23 protein-coding genes and 1 pseudogene are annotated in these 26,092 nt (G+C 74.8%); 17 read left to right on the top strand and 7 right to left on the bottom strand.

What is annotated here, in order from left to right; translation table 11 throughout:
- Nucleotides 1–16: 16 nt before the first annotated feature.
- The gene (locus tag QPK52_RS20080) at nt 17–229 is read right to left on the bottom strand and encodes a hypothetical protein (RefSeq protein WP_093655094.1); all 213 of its coding nucleotides are present in this window, start codon (nt 227–229) and stop codon (nt 17–19) included.
- Nucleotides 230–419: 190 nt separating this feature from the next.
- Here QPK52_RS20080 and QPK52_RS20075 point away from each other — a divergent pair, with 190 nt between their 5' ends.
- The 8 genes and pseudogenes from QPK52_RS20075 to aceE all read left to right on the top strand — a co-directional run bounded on the left by QPK52_RS20075 (nt 420) and on the right by aceE (nt 12,890).
- Nucleotides 420–1,631, top strand: coding sequence for a bifunctional adenosylcobinamide kinase/adenosylcobinamide-phosphate guanylyltransferase (locus QPK52_RS20075; RefSeq protein WP_410538852.1), 1,212 nt, complete (start codon nt 420–422; stop codon nt 1,629–1,631).
- A gap of 42 nt (nt 1,632–1,673) precedes the next feature.
- Nucleotides 1,674–2,795 (top strand): nicotinate-nucleotide--dimethylbenzimidazole phosphoribosyltransferase, encoded by a 1,122-nt coding sequence (locus QPK52_RS20070; RefSeq protein WP_410538851.1) that lies wholly within the window; start codon nt 1,674–1,676, stop codon nt 2,793–2,795.
- A gap of 271 nt (nt 2,796–3,066) precedes the next feature.
- A pseudogene (locus QPK52_RS20065) lies at nt 3,067–3,833 on the top strand (adenosylcobinamide-GDP ribazoletransferase).
- A 189-nt stretch (nt 3,834–4,022) separates the two neighbouring features.
- Nucleotides 4,023–5,603 carry a leucyl aminopeptidase gene (locus QPK52_RS20060; RefSeq protein ID WP_410538849.1) on the top strand — a complete coding sequence of 527 codons (1,581 nt, stop codon included), beginning with the start codon at nt 4,023–4,025 and terminating at the stop codon, nt 5,601–5,603.
- Nucleotides 5,604–5,993: 390 nt separating this feature from the next.
- A complete protein-coding gene (gene lpdA, locus QPK52_RS20055; protein WP_177213846.1) occupies nt 5,994–7,382 on the top strand; it encodes a dihydrolipoyl dehydrogenase in 1,389 nt (462 codons plus the stop codon).
- A 59-nt stretch (nt 7,383–7,441) separates the two neighbouring features.
- Nucleotides 7,442–9,307, top strand: coding sequence for a 2-oxoglutarate dehydrogenase, E2 component, dihydrolipoamide succinyltransferase (gene sucB, locus QPK52_RS20050; protein WP_410538848.1), 1,866 nt, complete (start codon nt 7,442–7,444; stop codon nt 9,305–9,307).
- Between the two features lie 119 nt (nt 9,308–9,426).
- On the top strand, nt 9,427–10,050 hold the full coding sequence (locus QPK52_RS20045; protein ID WP_410538847.1) for a GntR family transcriptional regulator: 624 nt from the start codon (nt 9,427–9,429) through the stop codon (nt 10,048–10,050).
- Nucleotides 10,051–10,196: 146 nt separating this feature from the next.
- Nucleotides 10,197–12,890 (top strand): pyruvate dehydrogenase (acetyl-transferring), homodimeric type, encoded by a 2,694-nt coding sequence (aceE, locus tag QPK52_RS20040; RefSeq protein WP_410538846.1) that lies wholly within the window; start codon nt 10,197–10,199, stop codon nt 12,888–12,890.
- A 184-nt stretch (nt 12,891–13,074) separates the two neighbouring features.
- On the opposite strand, the gene QPK52_RS20035 is transcribed toward aceE, so the two are convergent.
- Together QPK52_RS20035 and QPK52_RS20030 are read right to left on the bottom strand one after the other, a co-directional pair.
- Nucleotides 13,075–13,179, bottom strand: coding sequence for a methionine/alanine import family NSS transporter small subunit (locus QPK52_RS20035; RefSeq protein ID WP_410538845.1), 105 nt, complete (start codon nt 13,177–13,179; stop codon nt 13,075–13,077).
- On the bottom strand, nt 13,179–14,768 hold the full coding sequence (locus QPK52_RS20030; RefSeq protein WP_410538844.1) for a sodium-dependent transporter: 1,590 nt from the start codon (nt 14,766–14,768) through the stop codon (nt 13,179–13,181). Before QPK52_RS20030 ends, QPK52_RS20035 begins: the two co-directional genes overlap by 1 nt.
- A gap of 90 nt (nt 14,769–14,858) precedes the next feature.
- On the opposite strand from QPK52_RS20030, the gene QPK52_RS20025 reads away from it, so the two are divergent.
- Nucleotides 14,859–15,824 (top strand): helix-turn-helix transcriptional regulator, encoded by a 966-nt coding sequence (locus QPK52_RS20025; RefSeq protein WP_410538843.1) that lies wholly within the window; start codon nt 14,859–14,861, stop codon nt 15,822–15,824.
- Here QPK52_RS20025 and QPK52_RS20020 read toward each other — a convergent pair.
- On the bottom strand, nt 15,815–16,750 hold the full coding sequence (locus tag QPK52_RS20020) for an SDR family oxidoreductase (protein ID WP_410538842.1): 936 nt from the start codon (nt 16,748–16,750) through the stop codon (nt 15,815–15,817). The two genes, QPK52_RS20025 and QPK52_RS20020, sit on opposite strands and share 10 nt — an antisense overlap.
- A 201-nt stretch (nt 16,751–16,951) precedes the next feature.
- On the opposite strand from QPK52_RS20020, the gene QPK52_RS20015 reads away from it, so the two are divergent.
- Nucleotides 16,952–17,479, top strand: coding sequence for a DUF4240 domain-containing protein (locus tag QPK52_RS20015; RefSeq protein ID WP_410540406.1), 528 nt, complete (start codon nt 16,952–16,954; stop codon nt 17,477–17,479).
- Nucleotides 17,480–17,507: 28 nt separating this feature from the next.
- Here the strand turns inward: QPK52_RS20015 and QPK52_RS20010 are convergent, their stop codons facing one another.
- Nucleotides 17,508–18,074 carry a GNAT family N-acetyltransferase gene (locus QPK52_RS20010; RefSeq protein ID WP_410538841.1) on the bottom strand — a complete coding sequence of 189 codons (567 nt, stop codon included), beginning with the start codon at nt 18,072–18,074 and terminating at the stop codon, nt 17,508–17,510.
- A gap of 50 nt (nt 18,075–18,124) precedes the next feature.
- Between QPK52_RS20010 and QPK52_RS20005 the strand changes: the two genes are divergently transcribed.
- The 3 genes from QPK52_RS20005 to QPK52_RS19995 all read left to right on the top strand — a co-directional run bounded on the left by QPK52_RS20005 (nt 18,125) and on the right by QPK52_RS19995 (nt 20,680).
- Entirely contained in the window at nt 18,125–19,015 is an 891-nt protein-coding gene (locus tag QPK52_RS20005) for a TIGR01777 family oxidoreductase (RefSeq protein ID WP_410538840.1), read from the top strand.
- Nucleotides 19,016–19,278: 263 nt separating this feature from the next.
- On the top strand, nt 19,279–19,677 hold the full coding sequence (locus tag QPK52_RS20000; protein ID WP_410538839.1) for an FAD-dependent oxidoreductase: 399 nt from the start codon (nt 19,279–19,281) through the stop codon (nt 19,675–19,677).
- 49 nt (nt 19,678–19,726) lie between these two features.
- Nucleotides 19,727–20,680: an FAD-dependent oxidoreductase gene (locus QPK52_RS19995; protein ID WP_410540405.1), complete on the top strand. Its 954-nt coding sequence runs from the start codon at nt 19,727–19,729 to the stop codon at nt 20,678–20,680.
- Nucleotides 20,681–20,795: 115 nt separating this feature from the next.
- Here QPK52_RS19995 and QPK52_RS19990 read toward each other — a convergent pair whose 3' ends face one another.
- Nucleotides 20,796–22,289: a regulator gene (locus QPK52_RS19990; RefSeq protein WP_410538838.1), complete on the bottom strand. Its 1,494-nt coding sequence runs from the start codon at nt 22,287–22,289 to the stop codon at nt 20,796–20,798.
- Nucleotides 22,290–22,588: 299 nt separating this feature from the next.
- Between QPK52_RS19990 and lipB the strand changes: the two genes are divergently transcribed.
- From lipB to QPK52_RS19970, 4 genes are all read left to right on the top strand, one after another.
- Nucleotides 22,589–23,368 carry a lipoyl(octanoyl) transferase LipB gene (gene lipB / locus QPK52_RS19985; protein WP_093655066.1) on the top strand — a complete coding sequence of 260 codons (780 nt, stop codon included), beginning with the start codon at nt 22,589–22,591 and terminating at the stop codon, nt 23,366–23,368.
- 75 nt (nt 23,369–23,443) lie between these two features.
- Nucleotides 23,444–24,382, top strand: coding sequence for a lipoyl synthase (gene lipA / locus QPK52_RS19980; RefSeq protein WP_093655064.1), 939 nt, complete (start codon nt 23,444–23,446; stop codon nt 24,380–24,382).
- Nucleotides 24,383–24,535: 153 nt separating this feature from the next.
- On the top strand, nt 24,536–24,715 hold the full coding sequence (locus QPK52_RS19975) for a hypothetical protein (RefSeq protein ID WP_410538837.1): 180 nt from the start codon (nt 24,536–24,538) through the stop codon (nt 24,713–24,715).
- A gap of 10 nt (nt 24,716–24,725) precedes the next feature.
- Nucleotides 24,726–25,415 (top strand): DUF4191 domain-containing protein, encoded by a 690-nt coding sequence (locus QPK52_RS19970; protein WP_093655060.1) that lies wholly within the window; start codon nt 24,726–24,728, stop codon nt 25,413–25,415.
- Between the two features lie 169 nt (nt 25,416–25,584).
- On the opposite strand, the gene QPK52_RS19965 is transcribed toward QPK52_RS19970, so the two are convergent.
- Entirely contained in the window at nt 25,585–26,052 is a 468-nt protein-coding gene (locus QPK52_RS19965; RefSeq protein WP_410538836.1) for an RDD family protein, read from the bottom strand.
- Nucleotides 26,053–26,092: the final 40 nt, after the last annotated feature.

Here is a 26,092-nt window from a genome sequence, read left to right as displayed (position 1 = left end):
GCCGGATCTTGGGCCCTCAGGCCTCCTCGGCCGCGCTCAGGCTCATGGGCCCGTAGACCACCGTGCCGTCCTCCAGCAGCGTCACCTGCTCGACGCCGCCCTCCAGCAGTTCCCTCCAGGTCTCGCCGATCCAGCTCTCCGCGTCCCCCTGGGTGGAGAACTCCTCAGGCCGCACGGCCGGTTCCGTCTCCGTGCCGTCGGCCTTCTCGAACCGCCACGTCCACGCCATGTGCGCCTCCCCTTGTCCCTTGTCCGTCCCTTGCCGGCGGCCCGTCCCCGTGCCGTACCGCACCGGGTGCCGCCGTACGTTCCGTAATCCTGTCCCGCTGTCGGCAGAGTAGGCCCTGCCCGGCCGATCCGCGCGGACCGGCCCCGCCCCCCCTCGCGCGGCGGCCCGGCGGGCGCGAGACGATCGTGCCGTGGAACTGACTCTGCTCGGCACCGGCGCCCCCGCCGGCCTCCCCCGGCCCGGTTGTCCCTGCGCGGCCTGCGCCACCGCCGCCCGTGCGGACGCGCGGGCGGCGACCGCGCTGCTCGTGGACGGCGTCCTGCTGCTCGACCTGACCCCCGGCGCGGCCCTGGCGGCCGCCCGCGCGGGCGGTTCCCTGCACGGTGTGCGGCAGGTGCTGCTGTCCCACCCCCACCAGGGGCCGGCGCCGGAGGTCCCGGCCGGGCTGCCCGCGCCGGTGCGGGTGCCCGACGGGCGGAGGCTGACGCTGATCAGCGGCCACCGGGTGCGGGCGGTGGCGCTGGACGCGCCGGGCACCGGGTACGAGGTCGGCGGGCCCGACGGCGAGCGCCTGCTGTACCTGCCGCCGGGCGCCGGTCCCGCGGGCCTGCCGCCCGGCGGCTCGCCCGCGCCGTACGCCCTGGTGCTGATGGACGTCCTGGGCCGTCCCGACGCGCTGGCCCGGCTGCGGGCGGCCGGGGCCGTGGGCCCGACCACGGACGTGCTGGCCGTCCACATCGACCACGACGTGCCGCCCGGCCCGGAACTGCACCGGAGGCTGGCCGCCGCGGGGGCCCGTACCGAGCCGGACGGCGCCACGGTGGTGGTCGGCGACTACCGCGCGGTCCCCGATCTGCCCCGGCGCACGCTGGTCCTGGGCGGCGCGCGCTCGGGCAAGTCCGCCGAGGCCGAGCGCCGGCTGGCGGCCTTCCCTGACGTGCTGTACGTCGCCACGGGCGGCACCCGGGACGGCGACCGGGAGTGGGCGGTGCGGGTGGCGGCCCACCGGGAGCGCCGCCCGCCCTCCTGGCACACGGCCGAGACCTGCGACCTGGTGCCGCTGCTCACCGCCGAGGACGCCCCGCCGATGCTGGTCGACTGCCTGGCCCTGTGGCTGACCGACGCGATGGACCGCGCCGGGGCCTGGGACGACGACCGCTGGAGGAGCGGCGAGGCCCCCCGCGCGCTGGCGGAGCGGACCGGCGCACTGGTCGCGGCCTTCCGCGCCGCCTCCCGCACGGTGGTGGCGGTCAGCAACGAGGTCGGCTCGGGGGTGGTGCCCGCCACCGCCGCGGGCCGCCGCTTCCGCGACGAGCTGGGCCGGCTGAACGCGGCGGTGGCTGCCGAGTGCGAGCACGTCCTGCTGGTCACGGCGGGTACGGCCCTGCCGCTGCGCGGCTGAGCGCCGGTCAGGGGCCGTGCGGGGGACGGTAGTGTCGGCCCCATGAGCGACGGCAGCCTGAACCTCGACGACTTCGGCGACCTCATCGAGCGTCCCGACAGCGGCGTCCGCCGGGACGCCGAGGAGCGGCGCACCCGCACCGGTCTGCCGGCCGGGGCGCTGGGCCGGCTGGACGAACTGGGCGAGTGGCTGGCGGCGGCGCAGGGCCGCGTTCCCGTGGAGCCGGTCTCGCGGCCGAAGGCCGTGCTGTTCGCCGGGGACCACAAGGTGGCGGAACTGGGCGTCTCCGCCCGGCCCGCCGGGGGCGCGCACGCCCTGGTACGCGCCGCCCTGGACGGCACGAGTCCGGTGGCGGTGCTGTCGCGCCGTCTCGACGTGCCGCTGCGGATCGTCGACATGTCGCTGGACTGCGACCCGGGCGAGCTGCCCGAGGAGGTCACCCGCCACCGGGTGCGGCGCTCCGGCGGGCGGCTGGACGTCGAGGACTCCCTGACCGCCGAGGAGGCCGAGCGCGCCTTCCGGGCCGGGATGGCCGTCGCCGACGAGGAGGCCGACGCCGGGACCGACCTGGTGGTCCTGGGCGACCTCTCCGTCGGCGGCACCACGGCGGCCGGGGTGCTGGTCGCGGCCCTGTGCGGCACCGACGCCTCCGTGGTCACCGGCCGCGGCGGCGGGCGCATCGACGACCTCGCCTGGATGCGCAAGTGCGCGGCGATCCGCGACGGGCTGCGCCGCGCCCGGCCCGTCCTGGGGGACCAGCTGAGGCTGCTGGCGACCGTGGGCGGGGCGGATCTGACCGCGATCACCGGCTTCCTGCTCCAGTCGGCCGTGCGCCGCACCCCCGTGATCCTCGACGGCGTGGTCTCCGCCGCGTGCGCGCTGGTCGCCCAGCGCGTGGCGTTCCGGGCGCCGGACTGGTGGCTGGCCGGTTCGGCGAGCGGCGAGCCCGCGCAGGCCAAGGCACTGGACCGGATGGCGCTCGACCCGCTGCTGGACCACGGCGTCACCGCGGGCGAGGGCACCGGCGCGCTGCTCGCCCTCCCCCTGGTCCGGGCAGCGGCCGCGCTGGCGGCGGAGCTTCCGGTGCGCCGCGAGCGGGAGGACGCCGCGGCGGAGCCGGACGCCGGCCGTTCCGGCGCCGCGCCGATGCCCGACGTCACCTGACCGTACGGCGTCCGCCCGCGCGCGGTGGGCGCGCGGGACCACCGGTAGCCTGCCGCCCGGTGGTCCTCCGCGCCCCGCCCGGGGAGGAACGCGGGCCACCGCGCACCGGGCGGCCTCCCCTCGGCCACGCCGGGGCGATCCCACCGCCGGGCGAGGCCGGCGGTCCTCTCGCAGGGAGAACGCAGGAGAGCCGGTGGACACCGTCCCGCAGCCGCCACAGGGTCCGCAGCCGCCACAGGTTCCGCCGTCCGCCGCCCCGCCGCCCGCCGGCCTGCGGGACGGGGTGCGCTTCGCCTTCGGCACGCTCACCGTGCTGCCGGTCCCCGGGGCCCGCTGGGACCGGCCCGCGGCCCGCGCGGGCATGGTCTGCGCCCCGCTGGTGGGCCTGGTGACCGGGTTGTGCGCGGCCGCCGCCGGGGGCGCCGCGCTGCTGCTGGGCGCCTCGCCGCTGCTCGCGGCGGTCGCCACCGTCGCGGTGCCCGCCGTGCTGACGCGCGGCCTGCATCTGGACGGGCTCGCGGACGTCGCCGACGGTCTGGGCAGCGGCCGTCCGGCCGAGGGCGCGCTGGAGGTGATGAAGCGCTCCGACATCGGCCCGTTCGGGGTGGTCACCCTGCTGCTGGTGCTGCTCGCCCAGGTCGCGGCGGTGGCCGGGGCGTACGCCGCCGGCTGGGCGTGGGGCGCGGTCGCGGTGACCGCCTCGGCGGTGACCGCGCGCGCCGCGCTGACGCTCGCCGCCCGGGAGGGTGTCCCGGCGGCCCGCCCCGGGGGCTGGGCGCGGCGGTGGCCGGGGCGGTGCCCTTGCGGAGCGCGGCCCTGACCTGCGCGGCGGTGGCCTCGGCGGCGGCGGGCGCGGGGGCGCTGTGGGGCCCGTACGGGGCCGTACGGTGCGCCGCGGCGGTCGTCCTGGCGCTGGGCGCGGCGCACCTGCTGCTGGCCCGCTGCCGCCGCAGACTGGGCGGGGTGACCGGCGACGTCTTCGGCGCGGTGGGCGAAACCGCGCTGACCGCCTGCCTGGTGGTGCTTGCGCTGGGTTAGCGCCCCTCGGAGAATTCCGCGGGACGGTCCGTGCTTCCGTCACGCCCCGCCGTCGGCTCCGGGCGGTACGCGCGACCCACCGCCCGGAGCCGACGGCGGGGCCCTCCGGGCCGCGACGTAGGCTCGGCCCGTGCTCGAAGCCGTGCACATCCACTCGGCTTGCCCATCGGAAGAGGGATTCCCACCACTGTGTCTGCTCTCACTCTCAGTTCCTCGTCCGCCGCGACGCTGCGCGCGGACGCCGTCGTCGTCGGTGTGGCCAAGGGTCCGGACGGGCCCGTGGTAGCTCCGGGCGGCGAGCCCCTGGACCAGGCGTTCGGCGGCTCTCTGGCCGGCGTCCTGGAGACCCTCGGCGCGTCGGGCGGTGAGGGGGAGGTCACCAAGCTGCCCGCCCCGGACGGTGTGAAGGCTGACCTGGTGCTGGCGGTCGGGCTCGGCGACGCCCCGGAGGGGGACGGGCCGTACGACCCGGAGGCGCTGCGCCGCGCGGCCGGTGCGGCCGCCCGCGCGCTGGCCGGCCGGAAGAAGGCCGGCTTCGCCCTGCCCGCCGGGGACGAGGCGTCCCTGGCCGCCGTCTGCGAGGGCGCGCTGCTGGGCGCCTACTCCTTCACCGAGTACCGCGGCAAGGAGGACAAGAACGCCAAGGGCTCCAAGAGCGCCGGGAAGGGCAGGGGCGGCAAGGGCGGCAAGGGCGGGGACGGCGACAGGAACGCCCCGCTCGCCGAGGTCACCGTGCTCGGCGCCAAGCCCCGCGACAAGGCCCACAAGGCCGCCGCCGAGCGGGCCGAGGTGCTGGCCGCGGAGGTCAACCGCGCCCGCGACCTGGTCAACACCCCCTCCAACGACCTGTTCCCCAAGTCCTTCGCCGCCGCCGTGCAGAGCGCGGCCAAGGAGCACGGGCTGACGGTGGAGGTGCTGGACGAGAAGGCGCTGGCCAAGGGCGGCTACGGCGGCATCCTCGGCGTCGGGCAGGGCTCGGCGAACCCGCCTCGCCTGGTGCGCCTGTCCTACACCCACTCCAAGGCGAAGAAGACCCTGGCCCTGGTCGGCAAGGGCATCACCTACGACTCGGGCGGCATCTCGCTCAAGCCGGCCGGCCACAACGAGACCATGAAGTGCGACATGAGCGGCGCCGCCGCCGTCTTCGCCGCCGTGGTCGCCGCCGCCCGCCTCGGCCTGCGGGTGAACGTCACCGGCTGGCTGGCGCTGGCGGAGAACATGCCGTCGGGCACCGCGACCCGTCCGGGCGACGTGCTGACCATGTACAGCGGCAAGACGGTCGAGGTGCTCAACACCGACGCCGAGGGCCGCCTGGTGCTGGCCGACGCCCTGACCCGGGCGTGCGAGGAGAAGCCGGACGCGGTGGTGGACGTGGCGACCCTGACCGGCGCGATGATGCTGGCGCTGGGCAACCGCACGTTCGGCGTGATGGCCAACGACGACGCCTTCCGCACGGCCGTCCACGACAGCGCGACCGAGGCGGGCGAGCCGTCGTGGCCGATGCCCCTGCCCGGCCACCTGCGCAAGGGCATGGACTCGCCAATCGCCGACATCGCCAACATGGGCGAGCGGATGGGCGGCGGCCTGGTGGCCGGCCTGTTCCTGAAGGAGTTCGTCGCCGAGGGCACCACCTGGGCCCACCTGGACATCGCCGGCCCGGCCTTCAACGAGTCCGGCCCCTTCGGCTACACCCCCAAGGGCGGCACCGGCTGCGCGGTGCGCACCCTGGTCCGCCTCGCCGAGCGCGCCGCGGCGGGGGACGTGGTCTGACCCGTGGCCCGGCGGCCGCGGCGGACCCGCCCGCGCACCGCCCGTCGGGGCCCGTCCGCGCCCATCCGCCGGGGCCCGGGACGCGGAGAGCGTCCCGGGCCCCGGCGGGCGTTCCGGCCGGTTCCGGCCGGGCCGCGTTCGCTGTGAGCGATCCCGGTCGGCCTACTCTCCGGTAGACACGCATACCCGCTCGCAATCCTCCTGTTCATCTGGGTATGAGGGGCTGGGACACCGGCCCGGCGTCCCACTCTCCGCCGACAAGTGCAAAGATGTTGTCTCGGCAGGACAGGGCCCGCTCAACCCACAGGGCCGAGCAAGAAGCGGCCGAACATACAGCCGCCCGGTCTCCGACGGACCGGCTCCGGCGTACCCATGCATGGAGGACGTGACGTGGCGAACGACGCCAGCACCGTTTTCGACCTAGTGATCCTCGGAGGCGGTAGCGGCGGTTATGCCGCTGCCCTGCGGGCTTCGCAGCTGGGTCTGGACGTCGCCCTGATCGAGAAGGACAAGGTCGGCGGTACCTGTCTGCACTACGGCTGCATCCCGACGAAGGCCCTGCTGCACGCCGGCGAGGTGGCCGACTCCGCGCGCGAGAGCGCCGGCTTCGGCGTCAAGGCCACCTTCGAGGGCATCGACATGCCGGCCGTCCACAAGTACAAGGACGGCGTGATCTCGGGCCTGTACAAGGGCCTGCAGGGGCTGATCGCCTCCCGCAAGATCACCTACGTGGAGGGCGAGGGCCGCCTCTCCTCCCCGACCTCGGTGGACGTGAACGGGCAGCGCTACGAGGGCCGGCACGTCCTGCTGGCCACCGGCTCGGTGCCCAAGTCGATCCCGGGTCTGGAGATCGACGGCAACCGGATCATCAACTCCAACCACGCGCTGACGCTGGACCGCGTGCCGCAGTCCGTCGTCATCCTGGGCGGCGGCGTCATCGGCTGCGAGTTCGCCTCCGCGTGGAAGTCCTTCGGCACCGACGTCACCATCGTCGAGGGCCTGCCCCACCTGGTGCCCGCCGAGGACGAGAACAGCTCCAAGCTGCTGGAGCGCGCCTTCCGCAAGCGCGGCATCAAGTTCTCGCTCGGCTCCTTCTTCGAGAAGGCGGAGTACACCGACAACGGTGTGAAGGTCTCCCTGGCCAACGGCAAGGAGTACGAGGCCGAGCTGCTGCTCGTCGCCATCGGCCGCGGTCCGGTCTCGCAGGGCCTGGGCTACGAGGAGGCCGGGGTGAACATGGACCGCGGCTACGTCCTGGTGGACGAGTACTGCCGCACCAACGTGCCCACCATCTCGGCCGTCGGCGACCTCATCCCGACCCTCCAGCTCGCCCACGTCGGCTTCGCCGAGGGCATCCTGGTGGCCGAGCGACTGGCCGGGCTGGACGTCGTGCCGATCGACTACGACGGCGTGCCGCGTGTGACCTACAGCCACCCGGAGGTCGCCTCCGTCGGCCTGACCGAGGCCAAGGCCAAGGAGATCCACGGCGCGGACAAGGTCGTGACGCTGAAGTACAACCTCGGCGGCAACGGCCGGAGCAAGATCCTCAAGACGCAGGGTGAGATCAAGCTCGTCCAGGTCCGCGACGGTGCCGTGGTCGGCGTCCACATGGTCGGTGACCGGATGGGCGAGCAGGTCGGCGAGGCCCAGCTCATCTACAACTGGGAGGCTCTGCCCGCCGAGGTCGCGCAGCTCGTCCACGCGCACCCGACGCAGAACGAGGCCCTCGGCGAGGCCCACCTGGCCCTGGCCGGCAAGCCGCTGCACTCCCACGACTGATCCTCCCGGGCGCGAGAGCACCACGCCATTCGCACTTTTCGTTAGGAGCAACCGAAACCATGGCGGTTTCCGTAACCCTGCCGGCGCTCGGCGAGAGCGTCACCGAGGGCACCGTCACCCGCTGGCTGAAGGCCGAGGGTGAGCACGTCGAGGCCGACGAACCCCTGCTGGAGGTGTCGACCGACAAGGTCGACACCGAGATCCCCTCCCCCGCCTCCGGGACCCTGTCCTCCATCAAGGTCGCCGAGGACGAGACGGTCGAGGTCGGCGCCGAGCTGGCCGTGATCGACGACGGCTCCGGCGCCCCGGCCGAGGCGCCCGCCCAGGCCCAGGCCCCGGCCGCCGCCGAGGCGCCCGCCCCGGCTCCGGCACCCGAGCCGCAGGCCGCCCCGGCGCAGCCCCAGCAGGCCCCGGCACAGCCGCAGGCCCAGCCCGAGCCCGCGCAGGCCCAGGCCCCGCAGCAGGCGGCTCCGTCGGGTGGCGCGGCGGAAGGCACCGACGTGGTGCTGCCGGCGCTCGGCGAGTCCGTCACCGAGGGCACCGTCACCCGCTGGCTGAAGTCGGTCGGCGAGGAGGTCGAGGCCGACGAGCCGCTGCTGGAGGTCTCGACCGACAAGGTCGACACCGAGATCCCGGCCCCCGCCTCCGGCACCCTGCTGGAGATCGTGGTGGGCGAGGACGAGACGGCGGAGGTCGGCGCGAAGCTGGCCGTGATCGGCGCCGCCGGTGCCGCTCCGGCCCAGGCCCCCGCCCCGGCTCAGCCCGAGCCGCAGGCCCAGCCCGAGCCGCAGGCCGAGGCGCCCGCCCCGGCCCCGGCACCCGAGCCGAAGCCCGAGCCGCAGGCCGCCCCGGCGCAGCCCCAGCAGGCCCCGGCACAGCCGCAGGCCCGGCCCGAGCCCGCGCAGGCCCAGGCCCCGCAGCAGGCGCCCGCCGCCCCGGCTCCCGCGCCCGCTCCGGCACAGGCACCGGCCCCGGCGGCCCCGGCCGGCGGCGGCGAGGGCGCCTACGTGACCCCGCTGGTGCGCAAGCTCGCCGCCGAGAACGACGTCGACCTGTCCACCGTCAAGGGCACCGGCGTCGGCGGCCGCATCCGCAAGCAGGACGTCGTGGCCGCGGCCGAGGCGGCCAGGGCGCAGGCCGCCCAGGCCCAGGCTCCGGCCGCCGCACCGGCCGGCCGCGGCCCGGCCAAGGCCGAGCCGTCGCCGCTGCGCGGCCAGACGGTGCCGATGACCCGCATCCGCAAGGTCATCGCCGAGAACATGATGAAGGCGCTGCACAGCCAGGCGCAGCTGTCCACCGTGGTCGAGGTGGACGTCACGCGGATCATGCGGCTGCGGGCCCGGGCCAAGGAGGACTTCCTGGCCCGCGAGGGCGTCAAGCTCTCCCCGATGCCGTTCTTCGTCAAGGCCGCCGCCGAGGCGCTGAAGGCCCACCCGTCGATCAACGCCAAGATCAACGACGACGGGACCGTGACCTACCACGACGTCGAGAACATCGGCATCGCGGTGGACTCGGAGAAGGGCCTGATGGTCCCGGTCATCAAGGGCGCGGGCGACCTGAGCCTGGCCGGCATCGCCAAGAAGACCGCGGAGCTGGCGGGCAAGGTCCGCACCGGCAAGCTCAGCCCGGACGACATGTCCGGCGGCACGTTCACGATCAGCAACACCGGTTCACGCGGTGCGCTGTTCGACACGATCATCGTGAACTACCCGCAGGTGGCCGAGCTGGGCATCGGCGCCACCGTGCGCCGCCCGGTCGTGGTGGACCACCCGGAGCTGGGCGAGACCATCGCCGTCCGGGACATGGTCTACCTGACCCTGTCCTACGACCACCAGCTGGTCGACGGCGCGGACGCCGCCCGCTACCTGACGGACGTCAAGGCCCGTCTGGAGGCCGGCGAGTTCGAGGGCGAGCTGGGTCTCTGACCGGTCCACGTGCGTCGGCGCCCCCGTACCGGATCCGCTCCGGGCGGGGGCGCCGCCGTGTGGACGGCCCGTATCGTCGTTGTCCTCCCCCTTCGAGAAGGTAGAGAGAAGGAGCGCCCATGGCCCCGCCCGTCGTCCACTCCCTGCGCGAGCAGATCCGCGAGCACATCGTGGAGGGCATCGTCCGCGGGCGCTGGAAGCCGGGCGAGCGCATCGTGGAGCGGCGGATCGCCGTGGAGCTGGAGGTCAGCCAGACGCCCGTGCGCGAGGCGCTGCGCGAGCTGGAGGCGCTGCGGCTGATCGAGTCGGCGCCGAACAAGGGCGTACGGGTGCGGAACCTGACGGCGGCCGATCTGGAGGAGATCTACCCCGTGCGCGCCGGGCTGGAGCAGATCGCGGCCGAGCTGGCCGCCGACCGCCTGGCCGGGGACGTCTCGGCGCTCGAGGAGCACGTGGCGCGGCTGTACGAGGCCGACCGCGCCGGGGACGGCGAGGCCCAGGTGCGGCACACGGTCGCCTTCCACCGGGAGCTGGTGCGCGCGGCCGGGAACAGCGTGCTGCTGCACACCTGGGAGTCGCTGGGCATCGGAGTGTGGACCACGCTCGCCATCCGCTGGCTGGGCACCCGGCAGCAGTCGTACGCCGAGGAGCACGAGGCGGTCGTGGAGGCTTTCCGCGGACGCGATCCGCGTATCGGCGAGCTGGTCAAGGAGCACGTCCTGGGGTGTGCACCCCGTGCCTGATTAACGGCACTGAATGCCAATTTCGCTCCTGCGGCACTTTTTCGCTCCCTACCCTTTGATCGATCATCGATCGTGGGCGTACAGTCCGGCAGTGGGTGTGACACCCCCACCCCCTTGTCCCGTCCTGTCCGGAAGGCGGCCACACCATGACCGACGCCGAACGCACCCCAAGCGAGCTCGATCAGCTCCTCGACCGCGACCCCGAGGAGACCGCCGAGTGGGCCGCGTCCCTGGACGCCGTCGCCCGCCAGGCCGGTCCGCACCGGGCGGCGTATCTGATGCGGCGCACTCTGGAGCACGCCGGCCGCACCGGACTCGGCCTCCCCCCGCTGCTGGAGACGGACTACGTCAACACCGTCCCCACCGCCGCCGAGCCCGCCTTCCCCGGTGACGAGGAGATGGAGCGGCGGATCGCCGCCTGGAACCGCTGGAACGCCGCCGCCATGGTCACCCGCGGCTCCCGCTTCGGCGTCGGCGGCCACATCGCCACCTTCGCCTCCGCCGCCTGGCTCTACGAGACGGGCTTCAACCACTTCTTCCGCGGCAAGTCCTCCCCCGAGGCCCCCGGCTCCGGCGACCAGCTCTACATCCAGGGCCACGCCTCCCCCGGCATCTACGCCCGCGCCTTCCTCGACGGACGGCTGACCGAGGCGCAGCTGGACAACTTCCGCCGGGAGGCCGGCGGCGACGGGCTGCCCTCCTACCCGCACCCGCGCCGACTGCCCTGGCTGTGGGAGTTCCCGACCGTCTCCATGGGCCTGGGCCCGCTCTCGGCGATCTACCAGGCCCGCTTCAACCGCTACCTGACCGGCCGCGGCATCAAGGACACCTCCGGCAGCCGCGTGTGGGCCTTCCTCGGCGACGGCGAGATGGACGAGCCCGAGTCGACGGCCGCCCTCGCCCTGGCCGGGCGCGAGGGCCTGGACAACCTCACCTTCGTGGTCAACTGCAACCTCCAGCGCCTGGACGGCCCGGTCCGCGCCAACTTCAGGATCGTCCAGGAGCTGGAGGCCCAGTTCCGCGCCGCCGGCTGGCACGTCGTCAAGGCGCTGTGGGGATCGGCCTGGGACGAACTGCTCTCCCTGGACACCACCGGCGCCCTGGTCAGGAAGCTGCGCGAGGTGCCCGACGCCCAGTTCCAGACGTACGCCACCCGCGACGCCGCCTACATCCGCGAGCACTTCTTCGGCACCGATCCGGCACTGGCCGAGATGGCGAAGGTGCTGACCGACGCGAAGATCGTCGAGTGCTTCCACACCTCGCGCGGCGGCCACGAGCCCCGCAAGGTGTACGCCGCCTACCGGGCCGCGCTCGCGCACGAGGGCGCGCCGACGGTGATCCTGGCGCAGACCGTCAAGGGCCACACCCTCGGCCGGGGCTTCGCGTCCAAGAACGCCAACCACCAGATGAAGAAGCTGACGACCGACGAGTTCAAGGGCATGCGCGACCTGCTCGGACTGCCGATCCCCGACAGCGCCTTCGGGGACGGCCCGGTCCCCTACGGCCACCCCGGCCCGGACTCCCCCGAGGTGCGCTACCTCGCCGAGCGCCGCGCCGCCCTCGGCGGCCCCGCCCCGGCCCGCCGCATCCACCCGGTCCCGGCACTGCCCGAGCCGCCCGAGCGCGCCTTCGCCGCCCTGGAGAAGGGGTCGGGCAAGCAGGAGACGGCCACGACCATGGCGTTCGTACGCCTGGTCAAGGACCTGATGCGGGATGCGGAGACCGGCAGGCGCTGGGTGCCGATCGTCCCCGACGAGGCCCGTACCTTCGGCATGGAGTCGCTGTTCCCCTCGGCCGGCATCTACTCGCCCAAGGGGCAGACGTACGAGCCGGTCGACCGCGACCAGCTGATGTACTACAAGGAGGCCGCCGACGGGCAGATCCTCAACGAGGGGATCACCGAGGCCGGCGCCATGGCCGACTTCATCGCCGCCGCCACCTCCTACGCCACGCACGGCGAGCCGATGATCCCCTTCTACATCTTCTACTCGATGTTCGGCTGGCAGCGCACCGGCGACCAGTTCTGGCAGCTGGCCGACCAGCTCGGCCGCGGTTTCGTCGTCGGCGCGACGGCCGGCCGCACCACGCTCACCGGCGAGGGCCTGCAGCACGCCGACGGCCACTCCCATCTGCTGGCCTCGACCAACCCGGCCTCGCTCAACTACGACCCCGCGTTCGCCTACGAGATCGCGGTGATCGTGCGCGACGGCCTGCGCCGGATGTACGGGCCGGAGCCGGAGGACGTCTTCTACTACCTGACCGTCTACAACGAGCCGAAGGTCCAGCCGCCCATGCCCGAGGGCGTGGAGGAGGGCATCCTCAAGGGGCTGTACCGCTTCCGCGAGGGGGTCCCGGCCGCGTCCCCCTCCGGTGGTGAAGCACCCCGGATCCAGCTGCTGGCCTCGGGAACCGCCATCCACTGGGCGCTGGACGCCCAGCGCCTCCTCGCCGACGACTGGGGTGTGACCGCCGACGTGTGGTCCGCCACCTCCTGGAGCGAGCTGCGCCGCGATGCCCTGTCCTGCGACGCGGCGCAGCTCAACGGCGAGGACCGCGTCCCGTACGTCACCCGCGCCCTGTGCGGCGCGCCCGGCCCGGTCCTCGCCGTCAGCGACTGGATGCGGGCGGTTCCCGACCAGATCGCCCCGTGGGTGGAGCAGGACTGGTCCTCGCTGGGCACCGACGGCTTCGGTCTGTCGGACACCCGCGAGGCGGCCCGCCGCCACTTCGGGGTGGACGCCGAGTCGATCGCGGTGGCGGCCCTGGACCGGCTGGCCCGGCGCGGCGAGGTCAAGCGGGAGACGGTGCGCGCGGCGGCCGAACGCTACGGCCTGGCCTGACGGCTCCCGGCCGCCACGGCCCCTCCCCGCGCCGCCGGGCGGCCACGGCCGGCCGGGCGCGTCTCCTCCCGCCTGCCGGGAGGCGCGCCCGGCCCCGCCGGCCGGGGCCGGACCGGACCGGACCGGATCGGGCCGGGCTGGGCCGGGCCGGGCCTGGCCGGGCCGGGCCGGGCCGGGCCGGGGATCAGGGCTCCTCGGTGTGGCCGCGGAGCTTGAGGACGGCCGCGAGCAGTCCGCCCCACACCACGACCATGGCGACGATCATCATCACGACGGCATCCGTCGACATCAGTGCCTCCCTTCCCCGGGCGTACCCGGTCGGCTCTCCACGGGGCCGCCCGGCCCCGAGGGCTCCGTGCCCGCCGGCTCCGTACCGCGCGGCCAGGGGAGCAGGGAGGCCAGCACGCCGAAGAGCAGCGCGCCCAGGGCGACCGCCCACCCGGACCAGAACAGGAAGCCGGACGGATAGCCCCCGTAGTTCTCGTCGAACTCCGAACGCAGGCTGTCCACCATCATCCAGCCCAGCACCAGCGGGGTGACGACCCCCAGGGCCAGGCGCCACCACACGCCCAGCCGGATGGCGGAGGTGGCGTCCGCGTCCCGCTGGAGCACCGGCAGCCTGCGCAGCACCCAGGCGATGACGATCACCGCGACCAGGGAGGCCAGGGCGATGCCGTAGCGGTTGATGAAGTGGTCGGCGGAGTCCAGCAGGTACAGCCCGCTGTCGGTGGGGAAGAGCAGGACGGAGACCAGGGCCGTCAGCCCGCCGGCGCCGAGCACCGCCGGGATGCGCCCGATGCCGGTCTTGTCCTGCACCGAGGCGACCACCACCTCCACGATGGAGATCAGCGAGGTGAAGCCGGCGATCACCAGGGAGCCGAAGAACAGCAGGCCGAAGAGGGTGCCCAGCGGCATGTTGGAGATGATCGTCGGGAAGGCGATGAACGCCAGGCCGATGCCGTCGGTGACGGTCTCCCCCACCGGCGTGCCGCTGGCGGCGGAGAGGAAGCCGAGGGTGGCGAAGACCCCGATGCCCGCCAGGAGCTCGAAGGAGCTGTTGGCGAAGCCGGCGACCAGCGCGGAGCCGGTGAGGTCGGCGCGGCGGCGCAGGTAGGAGGCGTAGGTGATCATGATGCCGAAGCCGACCGAGAGGGAGAAGAAGATCTGCCCGTAGGCGGCGACCCAGACACCGCCCTCGGCCAGCGCTCCCCAGTCCGGTGAGAACAGCGCGTCCAGGCCGGTCCCGGCGCCGTCCAGGGTGACCGCGCGGATCACCAGGACGACGAAGAAGATCACCAGCAGGGGGATGAAGATCCTGTTGGCCATCTCGATGCCCCGCCTCACACCCAGGGCCAGGACGGTCAGGACCGCGATCCAGATGACGAGCAGCGGCCAGAACACGCCGCCGACGTAGGAGGAGATCCAGCCGGGTTGCTCGGCGGTGCGCAGGAAGTCGCCGAAGAAGTAGGCGTTCGGATCGTCGCCCCACTGCTCGCCGACCGAGAAGCCCACGTACCGCACGGCCCAGGCCAGGATCACGGCGTAGTAGGCGGCGATGACGAAGGAGACCGCAACCTGCCACCAGCCGATCGCCTGCGCCGGGCCGGACAGCCTGCGGAACGCGCCCGGCGGGGACTTCCGGTAGCGGCGGCCGAGCGTGTACTCGAGGACGAGGAGGGGCAGTCCCGCCGTCAGCAGGGCGATCAGATAGGGCAGCAGGAACGCCCCGCCGCCGTTCTTGTAGGCCTCGGAGGGGAAGCGCCAGATGTTGCCGAGCCCGATGGCCGAGCCGATCGCCGCCAGCAGGAAGCCCGTGCGGGTCCCCCACTGGGCGCGGGGTGGCGGGGTCGTCGGAGTGCTGCTGGATTCGGTAGCCATATGCGACGTTCCTCGGCTTTTGTCCCTGTGGGTTGACAGCACGTTAACAGCGCGCGCCGCGCCGCGCGCTCCGGCGGGGATGATGGGCGCATGCGTGCTGCCCGGCTGATCAGGATGGTGCTGCTGCTCCAGACGCGGCGGTCGATGACCGCCGCCGAACTGGCCGAGAGACTGGAGGTCTCCGAGCGGACCGTCGCCCGCGACGCACTGGCCCTGTCGGAGGCGGGGATCCCCGTCTACGCCGACCGGGGGCGGGCCGGCGGCTACCGGCTGGTCGGCGGCTACCGCACCCGGCTGACGGGTCTGGGGCGCGACGAGGCGGAGGCGCTGTTCCTGTCCGGGGTGCCCTCCGCGCTGCGGGAGATGGGCCTGGCGGACGCGGCCTCGGCCGCCCGGCTGAAGGTGGCGGCGGCGCTCACGCCCGAGCTGGCGGACGCCCCGCACAGCGCGGCGCAGCGGTTCCATCTGGACGCCCCGGGGTGGTGGCAGCCCACCGAGACCCCCGGGGCGCTGCCGGTGCTGGCCGAGGCCGTGTGGGACGACCGGCTGGTCACCGCGCGCTACCGCCGCCGGGACGGCTCCCGGGCACAGCGGACGCTGGAGCCGTACGGCCTGGTGCTCAAGGCGGGCGTGTGGTACCTCGTCGCCCGCGCCGACGGCGATCCGCGCGTCTACCGGGTGGACCGCTTCGGTTCCGTCACCCCGCTCGGCGAGCGGTTCGAGCGGGACGCGGACTTCGACCTGCCCGGCTTCTGGGAGGAGCGGGCCGCGGCCTTCGCCCGCTCGATCCTGCGCGAGACCGCCGTGGTGCGGCTGACCGAGGCCGGGACCCGCGCGCTGCGGTACGCCACCGACCGGGCGGCGGCCGAGGACGCGCTGGCGCGGGGGGAGACCGACGAGGAGGGGCTGACCACCGTCACCCTGCCCGTGGAGTCCCTGGACGTCGCCTACGGCCAGCTCCTCGCCCTCGGCCCCGAGTGCGAGGTGCTCGGCCCGCCCGAGCTGCGCGATCGCATGGCACGGGCGGCCGAGCGGACGGCGGAGCTCTACCGGTAGTCCTCGGCGGTCGCCTCCTTCCCGCCGTGGACGACCTCGATGAAGTACCGCCAGCCGTCCGGCCGCGAGCCGTCGGTGTCGGTGAAGCCGTACTCGACGGCGAGCTGCCCGCTGGACAGGGACTGCCCGTTCCAGCGGGCCACGTCCGGGTCGCACGCCAGTGCCGCCACCGCCCGGCCGATGTAGGCGGGCGACTCGGCGATGGCGAAGTGCGGCTCGCGGGCGACCGCGTCGCGCCAGTTCTCCTCGCGCACCCCGAACGCGTCGAGCATCTCCTCCGAGCGCAGGAAGCCCGGGGAGAGGCAGACCGCCGTGCAGCCGTACTCCCCCAGCTCCTCGGCGAGGCCGAAGGCCGCCCGGATCGGGGCGTTCTTCGCCAGGTCGAAGAAGAGGTTGCCGCGGTACCTGGGGCCGTTGTACTCGGCGGTGCCGTCGGTGACCTCCACCACCAGCCCGCCCGGCCGCCGGATCAGCAGGGGCAGTGCGAAGTGGCTGGTGATCAGGTGGGTCTCCACTCCCAGCCGCAGCATCCGCAGGCCCTTGTCCAGCTCGACCTCCCACACCTTCGTGTCGAAGTCGAGCAGGTGGTCACCGCCCCAGACGTCGTTGACCAGGACGTCCAGACGTCCGTGGTCGCGGTCGATCCGCTCCACCAGGGCGCGCACCCCCTCCGGCTCCAGGTGGTCGACCGGCACCGCGATGCCGGTGCCCCCGGCCGCCGTGACCAGTTCGGCGGTCTCCTCGATCGTCTCGGTGGGGCGGCCCACCTCGCTGACGCTCTCGCGCGTGGTGCGGCCGGTGGCGTACACCGTCGCGCCCGCCCGGCCCAGCTCCACGGCCATGGCCCGGCCCGCGCCCCTGGTGGCCCCCGCCACCAGGGCGACCCTGCCCTCCAGACTCCCCTTCGGCACCGCTGCGGTGTTCACGTGTGTGTCCTTTCGCGTGTCCGTGGCGCCTGCCGGGCGCTTCCCCGGCCTCTGCCCGGCGCCTTGTGCGCACCGGGCACGCTGCCACCGATACCGGACATCTCCTGTCGGGTTTTTCCGCCGGTCCGGTCAGGACGCCCCGCCGGGCGGGCGCCCCGCATGCGGACGGCGCCCGCAGGGCGGATCCTTGGTCCCGTGACGATGCACGAGACGGAGTTCTGGGAGCTGGTCGACAGCACCCGCGAGGCCGCCGGGGGCGACCCGGTCGACCACGCCGAACTGCTCGTCGACCGGCTGACACGGCTCGACCCGGACACCGTCGTGGACTTCGCCCGCCACTTCGAGGCCCGGGTGAACCGGGCCTGGCGCCGGGACGTGTGGGGCGCGGCCCGGGTGCTGCTGGGCGGGGCGGACGACGACGCCTTCGACTCCTTCCGCTGCTGGCTGGTCGGCCAGGGCAGGAAGGTGTTCGAGGGCGCGCTGCACGACCCGGACTCGCTCGCCGGCCTGCTGGAGGACTTCGACCCGGAGGTGGACGGCGAGGGCGAGGACATCGGCGGCGCCGCGGACGAGGCCTACGAGCGGCTCACCGGTCTGGAACTGCCCGACCTCGGCCTGCCCGACCCGCCCCGGGAGCCGGAGGGCGCACCACTCGCCTCCGGGGACGACCGGGACCTGGCCGCCGCCTTCCCCCGGCTGTGGGAGCGGTTCGGGCCGCAGCGGGGGTGAACCCGGCGCGGGGGCGGCCCCGGGGCGGTCAGACGGCCAGCGAGCGCCCCATCAGCACGTCGTCCGCGTAGCCGCTCTCCAGCAGGAACTCCCCGGGCAGCACGCCCTCCACCGCGAAGCCCTCCGAGGCGTACAGCGCCCGCGCGGGCGCGTTGTGGCCCAGCACCCGCAGGGTGATCCGCGAGGCGCCCTGCCGCCGCGCCTCGGTCATCGCCGCGCGCAGCAGCGCCCGGCCCACACCCCGGCCGCGCGCCGGCGCGTCCACCGCCAGCCCCTGGATCTGGCGGACATGGCCGTTGCTCGCGAGGGGGGTGGGCCGGGCCAGCTTGATGTAGCCCACCGCCTCCCCCGCCAGCTCGGCGACGAGGAACTCCCGGGGCGGGTTGCCGGTGTGGAAGAACGGGCCGTACGGCGGCCGCGGCCGCGGGGTGACCGCGTGCACCGGCGACCAGGTGCGCCGGTCCAGTTCCCCCAGCGCCTGGCCGTCCTCGTCGGCGGCGGGGCGTACGAGGGGGCGCGCGGGGCGCGGCGCTCCCCGGGACGCCGAGGACGCGGGAGGGACCGGGGACGCCGGGGACGCCGGGGACGCGGACATGCCGGTCACTGTGCCTCGCCATCGGAGCGGCTGTCCACCAGGATTGCCCCATGCGTATCGCGGTCACCGGCTCGTACGGCCTCATCGGCCGGGCACTTGTGGACTCCCTGCGCGCCGACGGGCACGAGGTGCTGCGCCTGGTGCGCCGCCCGCCCCGGGCGGGCGACGAGGTGGAGTGGGATCCGAGGAGGCAGTACGTGGACGCCGCCGGGCTGGTGGGCTGCGAGGCGGTGGTGCACCTGGCCGGCGCCGGCGTCGGCGACCACCGCTGGACCGAGGCGTACAAGCGCGAGATCCGCGACAGCCGGGTCCTGGGGACGGCCGCCGTCGCCGAGGCCCTGGCCTCGCTCGACACCCCGCCGCGCACCCTGGTGGCCGGCAGCGCCGTCGGCTACTACGGCGACACCGGCGACCGCGCCGTGGACGAGGACGCGCCGCCCGGGCACGGCTTCCTGGCCGACGTCTGCCAGGAGTGGGAGGAGGCCGCCGCGCCGGCCGAGGAGGCGGGGATCCGCACCGTGTACGCCCGCACCGGGCTGGTGGTCTCCCGCACCGGCGGGGCGTGGGGCCGGCTGTTCCCGGTCTTCAGGGCCGGGCTGGGCGGGCCCCTGGGCAGCGGCCGCCAGTACTGGAGCCACATCGCCCTGCACGACCACATCGCCGCGCTGCGGCATCTGCTGGACACCGAGGAGCTGTCCGGGCCGGTCAACCTGACCGCGCCCGAGCCGGTCACCCAGCGCGAGGTGGCCGCCGCGATGGGACGGGTGCTGCACCGTCCGGCGGTGCTGCCCGTGCCCGCGCCCGTGCTGCGCGCGGTGCTGGGCGAGTTCTCCACGGACGTGCTCGGCAGTCAGCGGGTGCTGCCCCGGCGGCTGCTGGAGTCCGGCTTCGTCTTCGCCTTCCCCGGCATCGAGGACGCCGTCCGGGCGGCGCTGCGCTGACCTCGCCCACCGGAGGCGTTCCGGCCGGGCGCACGGGCGGGGCGCAGGTGGTGAACGAGGGGCGCATGAACCGTACTCGACCGATGTGCGACCGTCGTACACCCGTGCGCGACCGATGTGCGTCCGTGCCCGGTGCGTGCGCGACTGTCCGTGATCGCCCGCTTCCCTAGGGTCGGCTTGAAAGCGCGCGTCGAGCGCTTCTCCGGAGGGCAGGAAACCTCCGGACGTCCGCTCGCGCCGCAGTGTCGACCACGGGAGGGCCCATGCCCGGCAGCGCACTCCGTCCCAGCCCCGGCCGAGGCCGGGAGACCACCGACGTCGCCGTCGTCGGCGCGGGTCTGGCGGGTCTGGCCGCCGCGCACCATCTGACCGGCGCCGGGCTGCACGTCACCGTGCTGGAGGCCGCAGGCGCCGTCGGGGGCCGGATGGCGACCGAGGAGATCGACGGCTACCGGCTGGACCGCGGCGGCCGGCCGCTCTCGGCCGGCTGGTCCGAGCTGCGCCGCTGCCCCGGCCTGGCCGGGCTCGACCTGCGCCCCTTCGCCTCCGGGGTGCTGATCCGCAGCGGCGACCGCGGGCTGCGCGTCGGCGCGCCCCGCACCGCCCGCACCGCCCGCGCCGCCGGCCGCCCCGCGGCGCACGGAGCGCGCGCGCCGCGGTGAGCGCCCTGGCCGGTGTCCGGCGCCCCCGGGCGGCGCCCTCGGCACCGCGCTGGGCACCACCCTGGACCAGGCCCGGCTGCGCGCGCAGCTCGCCCGGCTCGCCTCGACGCCCGCCGAGCGCCTGGACGCCCGTCCCGAGCTGCCCGCCGCCCAGGCCCTGGCCGCCCGCGCCCTGTCCTCCCGGGCGGCCGACGGCCTGCTGCGCCCCCTGCTCGGCGCGCTGCTGTGCGACCCGGAGCTGACGACCTCCAGCCGGATCGGCGATCTGGTGCTGCGCGACTTCGCCCGCGGCGGGCTGTGCCTGCCCGCGGGCGGCGCGGCGTCCGTGCCCCGGGCCCTGGCGGACGGGCTGCCGCCCGGCACCGTCCGCACCGGGGTGCGCGTCCTGTCCGTGGCCGCCAACGCGGTGGTGACGCGCGACCACGGCACGATCCGCTGCCGCGCGGTGCTCATCGCCACCGGGGCCCGCGACGCGGCCGAGCTGCTGCCGGGTCTGCGGGTACCGGACTTCCACCCGGTGACCGTGCTGCACCACGCGGTGGAGGGCCCGGCGCCCACGGACGAGCCGCTGCTCCTGCTCGACGCCGACCGGCGCGGTCCGGTGGCGTACACGGCCGTCACCAGCGCCGTGGACCCCTCGCGCGCGCGACCGGGCCGCGCGCTGGTCACCTCCGTGGTGCTGGGCGCCGCCGCCTCCGAGCCGGCCGGTGTGCTGGACCGGGCCGCGCGCGCCCAGCTCGCCGGGCTGTACGGCGTCCCGACCGGCCGCTGGGAGCTGCTGGCCGTCCACCACGACCCGCTGGCCGTGCCCGCGACGCCGGCCCCGCACGATCCGCGGCGCCCGGTCCGGGTGCTGTACGGCCTGTACGTCTGCGGCGACCACCGCGACACCGCCGACGCCCAGGGCGCGCTGCGCTCGGCCCGCCGCGCCGCGGACGCCGTGCGCCGCGACTTCGGCATCCGGCGGTACGCGCAGGGCCCGGCCCTGCGCGCCGCGGCCTGAGCGGGTCCCGGCGGGCTCCGGCGGGCTCGGGCAGGTCCCGGCCCGAACGTGACCGTGCCGCCGCGTGGCGGCGCGGCGGCACGGTCGGCCGGTGGGCGGCGGAGGGCTCCGGGAGTCAGACGAGGGCGGCGACCCGCTCGCGGTAGGTGCGCACCGGTGTGGCGTCCCGGTACGGCTCCAGCCGGCGTTCGAAGTCCTTGACGTACTCGTGCGCCCGCACCGAGCGCATCTCCGCCGCCTGCTGCGCCGACTCCGCGGCCAGGGCGCACGCCTGCTCCACGTCGCCCAGCCCCAGCCGGGCGGTGGCCAGCACCATCCGGCAGAACAGCCGGCTGCGCACATAGCCCGGGCCCCGCAGTTGCAGGGAGCGCTCGGCGTGCTGGGCCGCCGCCCGGTACTGCTGGAGGTCCCGGTGGCAGTGCCCGAACTCGTCGGCGAGCTGCGCCTCGTCGAAGAACCGCGCCCAGTGCGGCGTCTCGTCGCCCGGCCGCGCCTGCTCCAGCGCCCGCTCGGCGCGGGCCAGCGACGCCGTGCACGCCCGCACCTCCCCCAGCACCCCGTGCCCGCGCGCCTCCACCGCGTGCAGCAGCGCCTGGACGGCCGGAGGCACCGAGGAGCCGACGCCCTGCTGGGCGACCCGCGCCAGCTGCACCGCCTCGCGGCCGTGCCCGAGGTACACCGCCTGCCTGCTCATCGTCACCAGCACATAGCTGCCGTACGCCCGGTCCCCGGCGGCCTGGGCCAGCCGCAGCGCCTGGACGAAGTAGCGCTGCGCCAGCCCGTGCGCGGCGATGTCGTACGCCGTCCACCCGGCCAGGCGGGTCAGGTCCGCCACCGCGGCGAACAGCCGGCGCCCGGTCTGCTCCCCGTAGGAGCCGCGCAGCATCGGCTCGGCCTCGTGCTCCAGGTAGCGCACCAGCGCCTGCCGGGCGTGGCCGCCGCCGTAGGCGTGGTCGAGGGCGCGGAACAGCTCGCCGACCGAGCGCAGGGCGGCGATGTCCCCGGCCGTGACCCGCTGCCCCGGGCCCCGCTCCACCCGCTCGATCCGGGCCGCCTGCCCCACCCGGGGCGGCGGTACGGCGGCGGGCGACAGGGGGCCGCGGCCCTGGGAGGGCACCCTGGGCGCCTCCGGCGCGGGTTCGCCGCGCGCCACGCGCTCGTCGGGGCGGCCGATCAGCCAGTCCCGGCTGGGCACCACCAGCCCGGCCGGGGTGAAGGCGATCTTGCGCAGCTCGGCGTGGTTCCCGGTGTCCTTGCGCCACAGGCCCCCGACGATGTCCACCGCCTCGCCGGGTGTGGCCGCGAACTCCAGCCCGGCGTAGACCGGTGCGCACGCGTCCAGGCCCAGGTCCTGGGCGGTGAGCCTGCGGCCCAGGCGGCGGGTGAAGACCTCGGCGATCAGCGCCGGCGTCGTGCCGCGCGGCTGCTGTCCGCGCAGCCAGCGCGTCACGGAGGTCTTGTCGTACCGGAGGTCCAGTCCGTGCTCCAACCCGAGCTGGTCGACCCGCCGGGCGAGTCCGGCGTTGGAGAACCCGGCCTCGGCGATGAGCGCGGCGAGCTGGCGGTTGGGGGTGCGCTGGGTGGATTTCCCAGGTCGTTCCGTCGACATCGGCTTTGCGGTCTCCTGCCTCACGGCTTGGGGTACGACAGACGCCGGGGCGCCCTGCTGGAACGGCGCGAATGTAGCCGTCCGCTCCGCCCCTCCGGGGGTCTGCGCACGGGTTTCATCCATACGTGTGAGTGGGCGCGGTGAGCGGAACCGTCCGGCGACTCTCCGTCGCGGTCCGTCACCGGGGGAGCGGCCGGCCGCCACCGGCCCGCCGCTCCCCGGCCCCGGAGCCGTACAGTGGCTGCCGGGACCCGCGACGACCTGGGCCGCGGCCCGAGACGACCGGAGGAGGAGCCGCCGTGAGCGAGCTGCGCTTTGTCCACCTGGGCTTCGGTGAGGACGCCGTGGAGTATCTGGAGGCGTGGCGCAGGCAGCGCGAGGTCCACGCGGCCCGCTTCGCCGACGAGATCCCCGACACCTGCCTGCTGCTGGAGCACCAGCCGGTGTACACCGCCGGCCGCCGCACCGAGGACAGCGAGCGCCCCCTGGACGGCACCCCCGTGGTGGACGTGGACCGCGGCGGCAAGATCACCTGGCACGGCCCGGGCCAGCTCGTCGGCTACCCGATCCTGAAGCTGCCCCGCCCGGTGGACGTCGTCGCCCATGTGCGGCGGCTGGAGGAGGCGCTGATCCGCACGTGCGCGGAGTTCGGCCTGGAGACCACCCGGGTCGAGGGGCGCAGCGGGGTGTGGGTGCTGGGCGATCCGGGGAAGAGGACCGCGCTGGGCGGCCTGGACCTGGACTTCGACCCGAGACTCCACGACGACGAGTACGACCCGAGGCTGCGCGGCCCGGAGTACGCCCCCTCCAACGCCGGCCAGCGCGGCGACGACCGCAAGCTCGCCGCCATCGGCATCCGGGTCGCCAAGGGCGTCACCATGCACGGCTTCGCCCTGAACTGCGACTCCGACAACACCGGGTACGACCGCATCGTGCCGTGCGGCATCCGGGACGCCGGCGTCACCTCGCTCTCGCAGGAGCTGGGCAGGCCGGTGACCGTCGCCGAGGTGCTGCCCGTGGTGGAGAAGCACCTGCGCGCGGTGCTGGAGTCCGCGGAAGCGCTGCCCCGCGCCGTCTGACCCGAACAAGCCAAGGCGTACCCTTGTGTGCGCCGAAGATTCAAAGGCCACCAACACATAAGGGGAGTGCCGGACGTGTCCGCTGTCGCACCCGACGGTAGGAAGCTGCTGCGCCTGGAGGTCCGGAACAGCCAGACCCCCATCGAGCGCAAGCCCGAGTGGATCAAGACCCGGGCGAAGATGGGCCCCGAGTACAACGCACTGCAGTCCCTGGTGAAGCGCGAGGGCCTGCACACGGTGTGCCAGGAGGCCGGCTGCCCCAACATCTTCGAGTGCTGGGAGGACCGCGAGGCCACCTTCCTCATCGGAGGCGAGCAGTGCACCCGGCGCTGCGACTTCTGCCAGATCGACACCGGCAGGCCCGCCGAGTTCGACCGCGACGAGCCGCGCCGGGTGGCCGAGTCCGTCCGGCAGATGGAGCTGCGGTACGCCACGATCACCGGCGTCGCCCGCGACGACCTGCCCGACGGCGGCGCCTGGCTGTACGCCGAGACCGTCCGCCAGATCCACGCGCTGATGCCGGACACCGGCGTCGAGCTGCTGATCCCGGACTTCAACGCGGTGCCCGAGCAGCTCGCCGAGGTCTTCTCCTCGCGCCCGGAGGTGCTGGCGCACAACGTCGAGACGGTCCCGAGGATCTTCAAGCGCATCCGCCCCGCCTTCCGCTACGAGCGGTCGCTGGAGGTGATCACCCGGGCCCGCGCGGAGGGGCTGGTCACCAAGTCGAACCTGATCCTCGGGCTCGGCGAGACCCGCGAGGAGGTCAGCCAGGCCCTGCGCGACCTGCACGAGGCCGGCTGCGAGCTGATCACCATCACCCAGTACCTGCGCCCCTCGCCCCGGCACCACCCGGTGGAGCGCTGGGTGAAGCCCCAGGAGTTCGTGGAGCTGAAGGACGAGGCGGACGAGATCGGCTTCGCCGGCGTCATGTCCGGCCCGCTGGTCCGCTCCTCCTACCGCGCCGGGCGCCTGTACCGGCAGGCGGTCGAGCGCCGGGGCGCCACCGCGGCGTGACGCCCCCCTCCCCGTGGCCTGATCCGCTCCCTCCGCTTTCGGCGCCTTTGACCGCGTCGTCACCCGCTGGTAACACCGTTCGGCGAGGGTGGGGACCACGGACCACCCGCACCACCGGCCCCGCGGGGCCCGCCATGGGGAGGGGACCTTCCGGTGCACACCACCGCACGGATCCTGGGAAGACTGGAGGGGCTGCTGCTGCCCGGCGGGCAGCGCACCGCGCGCCGCAACGCCTGGGCGGCCGTCCTGGAGGACCGGCGCCGGGCACGGGCGCGGGGGGAGGCCGCGGCCGTCCTGGAGGCCGCGGCGACCGGGCGCAGAAGGGCGACGTAGACTTCGCTGTATGGCGAGGAAGGAAACATCCGAGAATCCGGGGCGGCTCAAGCAGATCGCCCTGACGTACAAGATGACGCGGCGCGTCGACAAGTCGATCGGCTTCGTCCTCGCGGGCGTGGGGCTCGTCACCTTCGGTGTTCTCCTCGCGATCGGCTTCTGGGTCGGCCACCCCGTCTACCTGGGCATCCTGGGCTTCCTGCTGGCCTTCCTCGCGATGGCCATCGTCTTCGGCCGCCGGGCCGAGCGGGCGGCGTTCAGCCAGATGGAGGGTCAGCCGGGCGCCGCGGCCGCCGTCCTGGACAACATCGGCCGCGGCTGGACGGTCACCCCGGCCGTCGCCATGAACCGGCAGCAGGACGTCGTCCACCGGGCCGTGGGGAAGGCGGGCATCGTGCTCGTCGGCGAGGGGAACCCGAACCGGGTGCGCTCCCTGATCGTCTCCGAGAAGAAGCGCATGGCGCGCATCGTCAGCGGCGTCCCGGTCCATGACGTGGTCGTGGGCACCGGCGAGGGCCAGACGGAGCTGAAGAAGCTGCGCACCAAGCTGCTCAAGTTCCCCCGGGTGCTCCAGGGTCCCCAGGTCACGGAGACCAACGACCGGCTGCGGGCCATGGGCGACCTGATGAACAACCTGCCGATGCCCAAGGGGCCGATGCCCCGCGGCATGCGGATGCCGAAGGGGCCGACCCGCCGCTGAGGCGCGCATGCGCCCGGCGCACCGGGCGGACGGATACGGATGTGGTGGAGGCCCGGAACCCCGAAGGGTTCCGGGCCTCCACCACGTTCCGCCCGCGAGCCCGGGCCCGTGCCGGGTCCGCCCCGCGGCTCGCGGCGGGGCGTTCGTACCGCCGAGGGGCGGTGAGGGCTCAGATCCGCACCTGCACGGCGCCGGAGAGCCGGTCGTGCAGGCCGCGCGAGTCGCGGTCCCACACGAGCGCCGGCACGGCGAGCGCCAGCAGGGCCGTGCGCACCACCGCGCGGGGCAGCGTGAGCCGTCCGCCGCCCACGGAGACCACCCGCAGGCCCAGCAGCCGCTTGCCCGGCGTGGAGCCGACCGTGCCGACGGTGAGGACGCCGAGCACCGCGAAGACCAGCAGGGCCCAGTTCCCCGCCGAGCCGAGGTCGCCGCCCGTGAGCAGACCGTATGCGATCAGCATGCACAGGCCCCAGTCGACGAAGATCGCGCCGAACCGGCGTCCCAGCGGGGCGATCGACCCCGGCCCGTCCTGGGGCAGGCCCAGCCGCTCGCCCCGGTAGCCGAAGTCCGCGCCCATCTGCTCGGCCGCGGCCCTGGGGCCGGAGAGCCAGGATCCGATTGCTTGCCTGTTGTCCACCCGTCAACGGTAACGCGCGGTCTTCCGGGGTACCCGGCCG

It is taken from the genome of Streptomyces sp. KL2, from assembly GCF_046529545.1.
GTDB classification, from domain to species: Bacteria; Actinomycetota; Actinomycetes; order Streptomycetales; family Streptomycetaceae; genus Streptomyces; species Streptomyces radiopugnans.
Note: the sequence above shows the minus strand (reverse complement) of the source record. Positions and strands in the feature narration are given on the sequence as shown.